The following is a 6,549-nucleotide window of genomic DNA, read 5'->3' as shown; positions in this document are numbered from 1 at the left end:
GATTAATCTTTTTTAGTATATATTTTAAGAAAAAGGAGTGGGGTTTTTATGGCAGAAATCGTCAAAGTCACACATTTGAAAAAGAGCTTTGGTCGTTTCGAAGCTTTAAAAGATGTCTCTTTCACCGTACATTCAGGTGAAGTCGTTGGATTTATCGGACCAAATGGTTCTGGAAAATCCACGACGATTCGGACACTTTTAGGGATTATAAAAAAAGACGGCGGAACGGCAACGATTTTTGGTCAAGATGTATGGGAAGATAGTTTATCTATCCATGAACGTCTTTCTTATGTTCCAGGTGACATCTCTTTATGGGGAAATTTGACTGGAGGAGCGATCATCGATCTCTTCATGAAGCTTCATGGAAAAGGGAACGCTCAAAAAAAGGACGAACTAATTCAACGTTTCTCTCTTGATCCTAAGAAAAAAGCAAAAAACTATTCAAAAGGAAATCGTCAAAAAGTGGGCTTGATTGCTGCTTTAGCTGTTGATTCGGATCTCTATTTATTTGATGAGCCTACTTCTGGTTTAGATCCCTTGATGGAAACCATTTTTCAAGAAGAAGTTGAAAAACTGAAAGAACAGGGCAAATCCATCCTGCTTTCTTCTCATATTCTCAGTGAAGTCGAACGGCTGGCAGATAAAGTCGTGATCATCCGCGAGGGAACAGTCGTAGAAGAAGGAACACTCGATGAATTGCGTCATTTGACCCGCTCGACCATTACTATAGAAACAGAAGCAGATAACAGCCACTTAGCACAATTGAACGGTGTCCATGATTTTGTGCAAAAAGGCCACCTTGCTCAATTTGCTGCTGACAACGAAGCTTTCGATGAGATTTTAGCTGAAACTTCCAAATTAGGTGTGAAAAAATTTGAATCTATTCCACCGACTCTTGAAGATTTATTCATGAGGCACTATGAAGGATGAGGAGGAAACGAAATGACTGATAAATTTTCACGCTGGTCCACCCTTTTTTCTCAAAACCTTAGCCGTGACTGGAAAAAGATCTTGATATGGCTAGTCGGTGTCACTGCTTTTTCTGGTGGTTTTGTCCCTGCGTTTGAAGAATTGACTTCAGGACAAGGGTTAGCTGGATTATACGAAACAATGCAAAACCCGGCAATGATAGCAATGGTCGGACCAACTCCCGCTTCGAATGCTGCTGAGTATACTTTAGGAGCGATGTATGCAAATGAAATGTTGCTTTTTTGCAGTTTGTTTGCTGCTGTGATCTCTGTTTTGCATGTGGTGAGCCAAACGAGAAAAAAAGAGGAGCTTGGTCTTATTGAACTTATTCGTTCCTTTCGAGTCGGACGTCAAGCAAACTCTTTAGCTGTCATCGCTTAAAGTATTCTGATTAATTTGCTTTTAGCAATATCGATCAGCTGTACGATGATTTTTTTTCAAGCAGATTCGATCACTGCAGAAGGTGCTTGGCTTTTTGGGCTATCTGTAGGTAGTACGGGGATTTTGGGGAGTGCCGTTGCACTGTTTGCTTCACAACTGATGCCAAGTGCAGCCAGTTCGAATGGTCTGTCTCTAGCGTTTTTAGGTGGACTTTACCTTCTAAGAGCAATAACAGATGTAGCTGATTCCTCCCTTTCGATGTGGAATCCTTTAGGCTGGTCTTATTTGTCCTATCCATTTACAACTAATAACTGGATTCCTTTGCTTTATTTGTTTTTGTTCAGTCTCATCTTGATAATCAGTTCATTTGTTTTAGAGGAACATCGAGACTTGAACACCGGCTATATCCCCGAACGTGAAGGAAAACCGTATGCTAAACGTTCTCTTCTATCCTTGCGTGGTTTATTATTCTATCTAAATAAAGGAATGACCATCAGTTGGCTTATCACTTTTGGTTTGATGGGGGCGGCATACGGCTCTATCTACGGGAATATGCAACAGTTTTTAGAAAGTAACGACTTAATGAAACAGATGTTTATCCAATCTGGCGTCTCAATTGAAAAAAACTTTACAAGCACGATCATGGTCGTCTTGATTTGTCTAGCTGCTATTTTACCAATTGCTAGCATCAATCGTTTATTTACAGAAGAAACCCACGGACGTATGAATCAGCTGTTCGCAACAAAAATTTCTAGGAACCAACTTTATTGGACAAATCTGTTACTAGCGATCCTGTTTTCTATATTGTCGATTCTGATTAGTTCTGGTGCGCTAGGACTTTCTGCTTTGGCATCGATGAAGGATGCGAAAGATATGGATCTATTGCTGTTTCTTAAAGCCGGATTCAACTTTCTGCCTGCTGTTTTAGTGTTTATCGGAATGAGTGGCTTTCTATTCGGATGGCTTCCTCGAATGGGTAAATTTGCTTATATCTACTTAGCTTACTCCTTTGCGCTCAATTACTTTGGCGGGATTTTGGATTTACCAGAATGGTTCTCCAAAACAGCGGTCCCTAGCTGGGTACCACGGATGCCAAACGATTCTTTCGATCTTTCCGTATTCCTTACATTATCCTGTATCAGCCTTGCACTGATCGTCCTTGGTGCTATCGGTTATAGGAGAAGAGATTTAGTGGAAGGATAACAAAAAAAGAGCATGTTCAATTTCATGCTAGCCTCCAAATTGGGATCAAAAATCCAACATTTGGAGGTCATTTTTGTATTTACATGTCTTCTAACTGTTCTTTATCAATGATCCAGACTTCCCGATTCTCTCTTTTTACATAACCATTCTCCTCTAATAATTTAAATTTTCTAGATAAAGTTTCGGGGGTCGTACCGATAAATGCAGCAAGTTCTTTCATTTTCATTGGTAGGAAAAAGTGATCCTTCCCTGTCGCTTTAGCTAAGTCAAGCAGATAGACAGCGACTCGTTCTTCTACTTTTTCCATCATCAAAAAAGTTGTCTGCTGCTGTACTTTTGTTAATTTCTCAGCGTTGATTGCTAAAAGTTTCAGACTAAGGGCGGGATAATGCAGTAAAAGTTCCGAGAAATCTTTTTGTCTCAATACGCAAATTTCCGTTTTTTCTAGTGCTTCGCCAAATAAAGATTCATTTGGAACGCCTAACAACTGGCTCTCTCCCTCATATCCGCCCGGCTCTACTACTCGTAAAAGCTGTTCCTTTCCGCTAGCAGATAATTGATACACTTTCATACTTCCAGAAGCCACGATTACTAATTGAGACTCTCCATTCGGCGCAAGAAGCTGTTCTCCTTTTTCCACTTTTCTGTGTGTCACTAACGAGTGGATTTTTTGCTGATCTTCTATCTCGAGATGATTGAATAATGGAACGAGTGAAACACACAATCCTTCATGTCTCATAGCAGATTCCTCCTTTGGATTTCTTCCTTGTTTGTTATTCTACTTGTTCGTTTAACTTGGGTAATTGTTGTATCAAGATTTTTCTTTTTGTGCGATAAGTAAGCAGACACATGCCGTTTATGACCACGATCAGAATACTCATTTCATGGAAAAGCATACCGTTTGCCACCTCGGCCACTAGGATCAGACTCTCGGTAATAATGGCGGTGAGTGTTTTATGCCTTAAAATCATTTTTTGATACTATCTATAAGTAAAATTGAAAATTGCCTCTTATGTCAAATAGGAGCTGTGACAAACGCCTTGTCGCAACTCCTATTTTTTGAATAAATGGTGTTCTCCTGCCAACTTCTCGGATACAAGTCACGATATTCATCAAACATGAGAAGCTGTTTTTTGAAATTGTTCCTTGTGACTCAGGGTTAAACGGCAAGTTCACAACCTCCGAGATTCACAGTGTTCAAAAACTTACTAACATTCGGCTTTTTTTACTAAATGCCGCTGTTACTTGTTTGCCGAAACGACCCTTTACTGCTTTTTCCAATCCAGTCGTTGCAGAGGATACCGCTTTTTTTGCCGTACTTGCTTCCACCTCTGCGGCTTGTTTCGCCTTTTTGCATTTCGTGACTTTGTCTTGAGTCATCGCAATCCCTAAAGCTCTTGCTGAGATTTTTTGTATCTCTTTCTGGTAATCTTCCCAAATTTTTTCCTCTAGAATGATCACTTATTATCTCCTTTCTTGTTACTTTTTGTTTAATCGTTGCAGATCAGCACGATAACGGCGTTCGACTTCATCTTGCTGATCATAGATTTTTTTTCGTTTCTGCATCAATTCATGAGAGAACCTCTCTTCTAAACGTCTGAGTTCTTTTTGTGCAAAATACAAAGAATCCTTCGGGCATTCAAAGGAACACACCGAAAAACGTATATGGGAATAAGTCGTTTCTGCCAGCTGCTGCATATTCTTTTGCATCTGTCTGAGCTGATCTTCCTGATTTTCTAGCTGCAGTCGTTCTTTTCGGTATGTTTCATGAATCTGGTTTTCTTTTTCCATCTCACTACTCCTTGTTTTAAAATAATTGTCGTGCCAAGTCTCGATCACGTTGGACCAGCTCATTGATTTTCGCTTCGATCTCTTTTGCCAAGGTAGAGAATTCTGCTGAAAGCTGCTTGATTTTGAAGATTTTTCCCTGAATTCCTGCGTAGGTTCATCAACGATCGTCTGCTTTGTACAACCGACTTCTCGCAGAGCATCGAGCATTTCGTTCTGAGACAAAAGCGGTGTCTGTCTGCGGACCATCGCAAGACCATCTGCCCACAGCTGTTCCAAATCACGAATTCCACGCTGGTAAATGACTAGCACTTGTTCCATCGCTTGATTGAAGACGGAAGCCGCATGTTTCACGATCATCAGCGCCTGCTGGTCGTCTAAATAGATCTGTTCATTGGTCGACAGACCGCCGCTGCTAGCTGTGAATCTTTTCCGCCAAGTCACTAGCTTGGAGAAAGCACTGATTTGTAGCTGGAGCCACTTGTTTTCTTCTTTCAGTTGACTGATCCGATCTTTCTCCCATTGATTTTTTTCGCCATATGTCTCCATTTGACGGATCATAGCTTTGTTTTTGATGATTTGCTGGGCGAGTAAGGTCTGTTCGAGGGCGACCCCTCCATGTTGGTCGGAATAGATGACGATATCGCCATATTTATCGATGTAATTCCCGTTTTTGTCGAGATTGAACTGATTTAGATCGTGTCCATAGTTTTTCCAGCCGATGTTGTCGATTCCGAAACTGTGAAATGGCAGTTGGCCTTTCCCACCAGTCAGCCAGCCACTAGTCACGATGTCTGAAGTGTCATACAGATTGATGATCTGCCCTTCATAATTATTGAGCTGTTTCTCACTCAGGCCTGGGCCTGCCGCTGCATATGTAAATCCGTGATAGCCTTTTAAAACAGCGACATAGATTGCCTGCGCTCCACCTAAGGAATGACCGGTCGTGGAAATGGTGTAGCCGTCTTTGACAGAATAGGTCTTTTCGATTGCATCGGCATACGCTAAAGCCGACTGGAAGGCGCCGTTGTCGTGTTTGTCCTCAAAGCCGACTTCTCGGATGTTCGTTTTCCAGTCCTGCCAACTTTTGGTACCTGCGTAGGCGATAGTCAGGTCTTTTTTGATGACGGATTTGGGGTAGCCGGAAATTTGCTGTAATTGATCTTGCTTCTTACTTTTATATTCATCTTTGATTTCAGCCACGACCATGGCCTGCATACCGTTTTTCTTTGGTGTTTTTTCTTTTCCGATTGTATGTTTGTCGGTGTTTACCGTATCAAGAATTAAATATTCGTTTTTCACGCCAAATCTATCCAGCTTTTTTATATTTCCTACTTCTACTTGATAAACTGTTTCTGAAAAAACTCGATTCTGATCCATCAGTCGATCCCCCCATCATAGAATGTGACGATATTCATGGGTATGCTCCTATTGGTCTCTTGGTCTTTTCTACTGAGATAATGATCTTGCCCCGGTTTTTCTATACCACTATCAATCCTATAGATCCACTGACCTGTTTCTGCAGACTTTACTCCTAATGTCGCAGTGTGGGAGAGCAGGTCATTGATTTCGAAGTGGACCTCTAAAGATTTCATAGGGGTTACAGAGAAACCTGTAAATTCTATTTTCTCAATATCAATATACTCAGTTATAGAATCTAATCTTTCAAAAAATTCCTGTTCAGTCATGTCTCCTTTACCTTGATTAAATTCTTTGAAGATTTCCTTTTCTCGCTTTTCATCTACTGTTGAAATCTCATAATGATTATACAAATAATTTGCCAGATCGGTTTGGATGGTACGCAGTTCTTCATTGTCTTTTTCTCTTCTATCCATCAATATTTTCCCTCCTATACTTAGTGCGATGATGACTATGACTCCTCTGAAAATGATTTTTTTCATACTTGCTCCTTCTTACTTCTCTTCGTGAAGAAAACGCTTTAAACGGATTTTACCATAGGCTTATCAGTGAAAAAAGAAGCCTTTTTCTTACTTTTCCTTGTTTGATAACAAAATGAATATTTTTTCATTTTTTCTGTTATGTAATTCGAAACACATATACAAAAGAATAAACAGGCGCAAGTAATTGTTGTTTTTTAGAGATTGTTAACTGTTATGTCTTTAGATTTTATTAAATTTTTCATAGCTTGGTTGGAATCTCAACCATGGCCTGCATACCGTTTTTCTTTGGTGTTTTTTCTTTTCCGAT

Annotated in this window: 6 protein-coding genes and 2 pseudogenes; 2 read left to right on the top strand and 6 right to left on the bottom strand. The window is 40.2% G+C overall.

Annotated elements, in window-relative coordinates:
- Positions 1 to 48: 48 nt before the first annotated feature.
- Complete coding sequence (locus tag A5849_RS03290) at positions 49 to 930, top strand: ABC transporter ATP-binding protein (protein ID WP_002314041.1); 882 nt, start codon at positions 49 to 51, stop codon at positions 928 to 930.
- A 12-nt stretch (positions 931 to 942) separates the two neighbouring features.
- A pseudogene (locus A5849_RS15115) lies at positions 943 to 2,553 on the top strand (ABC transporter permease).
- Positions 2,554 to 2,632: 79 nt separating this feature from the next.
- On the opposite strand, the gene A5849_RS03275 reads toward A5849_RS15115, so the two are convergent.
- From A5849_RS03275 to A5849_RS03245, 6 genes and pseudogenes are all read right to left on the bottom strand, one after another.
- Positions 2,633 to 3,292 carry a Crp/Fnr family transcriptional regulator gene (locus tag A5849_RS03275; RefSeq protein ID WP_002314039.1) on the bottom strand — a complete coding sequence of 220 codons (660 nt, stop codon included), beginning with the start codon at positions 3,290 to 3,292 and terminating at the stop codon, positions 2,633 to 2,635.
- Between the two features lie 34 nt (positions 3,293 to 3,326).
- On the bottom strand, positions 3,327 to 3,524 hold the full coding sequence (locus A5849_RS03270) for a hypothetical protein (protein WP_002310711.1): 198 nt from the start codon (positions 3,522 to 3,524) through the stop codon (positions 3,327 to 3,329).
- 226 nt (positions 3,525 to 3,750) lie between these two features.
- Complete coding sequence (locus tag A5849_RS03260; protein WP_002312757.1) at positions 3,751 to 4,014, bottom strand: hypothetical protein; 264 nt, start codon at positions 4,012 to 4,014, stop codon at positions 3,751 to 3,753.
- Positions 4,015 to 4,032: 18 nt separating this feature from the next.
- Positions 4,033 to 4,344 (bottom strand): hypothetical protein, encoded by a 312-nt coding sequence (locus A5849_RS14875; protein ID WP_086309954.1) that lies wholly within the window; start codon positions 4,342 to 4,344, stop codon positions 4,033 to 4,035.
- 16 nt (positions 4,345 to 4,360) lie between these two features.
- Positions 4,361 to 5,721 (bottom strand): annotated as a pseudogene (locus A5849_RS03250) (DUF2974 domain-containing protein).
- Positions 5,721 to 6,242 (bottom strand): hypothetical protein, encoded by a 522-nt coding sequence (locus A5849_RS03245; RefSeq protein ID WP_065763774.1) that lies wholly within the window; start codon positions 6,240 to 6,242, stop codon positions 5,721 to 5,723. The pseudogene A5849_RS03250 and the gene A5849_RS03245 overlap by 1 nt, the downstream one beginning before the upstream one ends.
- Positions 6,243 to 6,549: the final 307 nt, after the last annotated feature.

Origin of the sequence: Enterococcus sp. 10F3_DIV0382, assembly GCF_002140245.1 — a bacterium.
GTDB lineage: Bacteria > Bacillota > Bacilli > Lactobacillales > Enterococcaceae > Enterococcus_B > Enterococcus_B lactis.
This window is presented reverse-complemented; position numbering and strand designations above follow the sequence as displayed.

Bases quoted from the DNA above. Each gene is read 5' to 3' on its own strand.
- A5849_RS03245 (WP_065763774.1), bottom strand. From the start codon at position 6,242: ATGAAAAAAATCATTTTCAGAGGAGTCATAGTCATCATCGCACTAAGT.
- A5849_RS03275 (WP_002314039.1), bottom strand. From the start codon at position 3,292: ATGAGACATGAAGGATTGTGTGTTTCACTCGTTCCATTATTCAATCAT.
- A5849_RS03290 (WP_002314041.1), top strand. From the start codon at position 49: ATGGCAGAAATCGTCAAAGTCACACATTTGAAAAAGAGCTTTGGTCGT.
- A5849_RS14875 (WP_086309954.1), bottom strand. From the start codon at position 4,344: ATGGAAAAAGAAAACCAGATTCATGAAACATACCGAAAAGAACGACTG.
- A5849_RS03270 (WP_002310711.1), bottom strand. From the start codon at position 3,524: ATGATTTTAAGGCATAAAACACTCACCGCCATTATTACCGAGAGTCTG.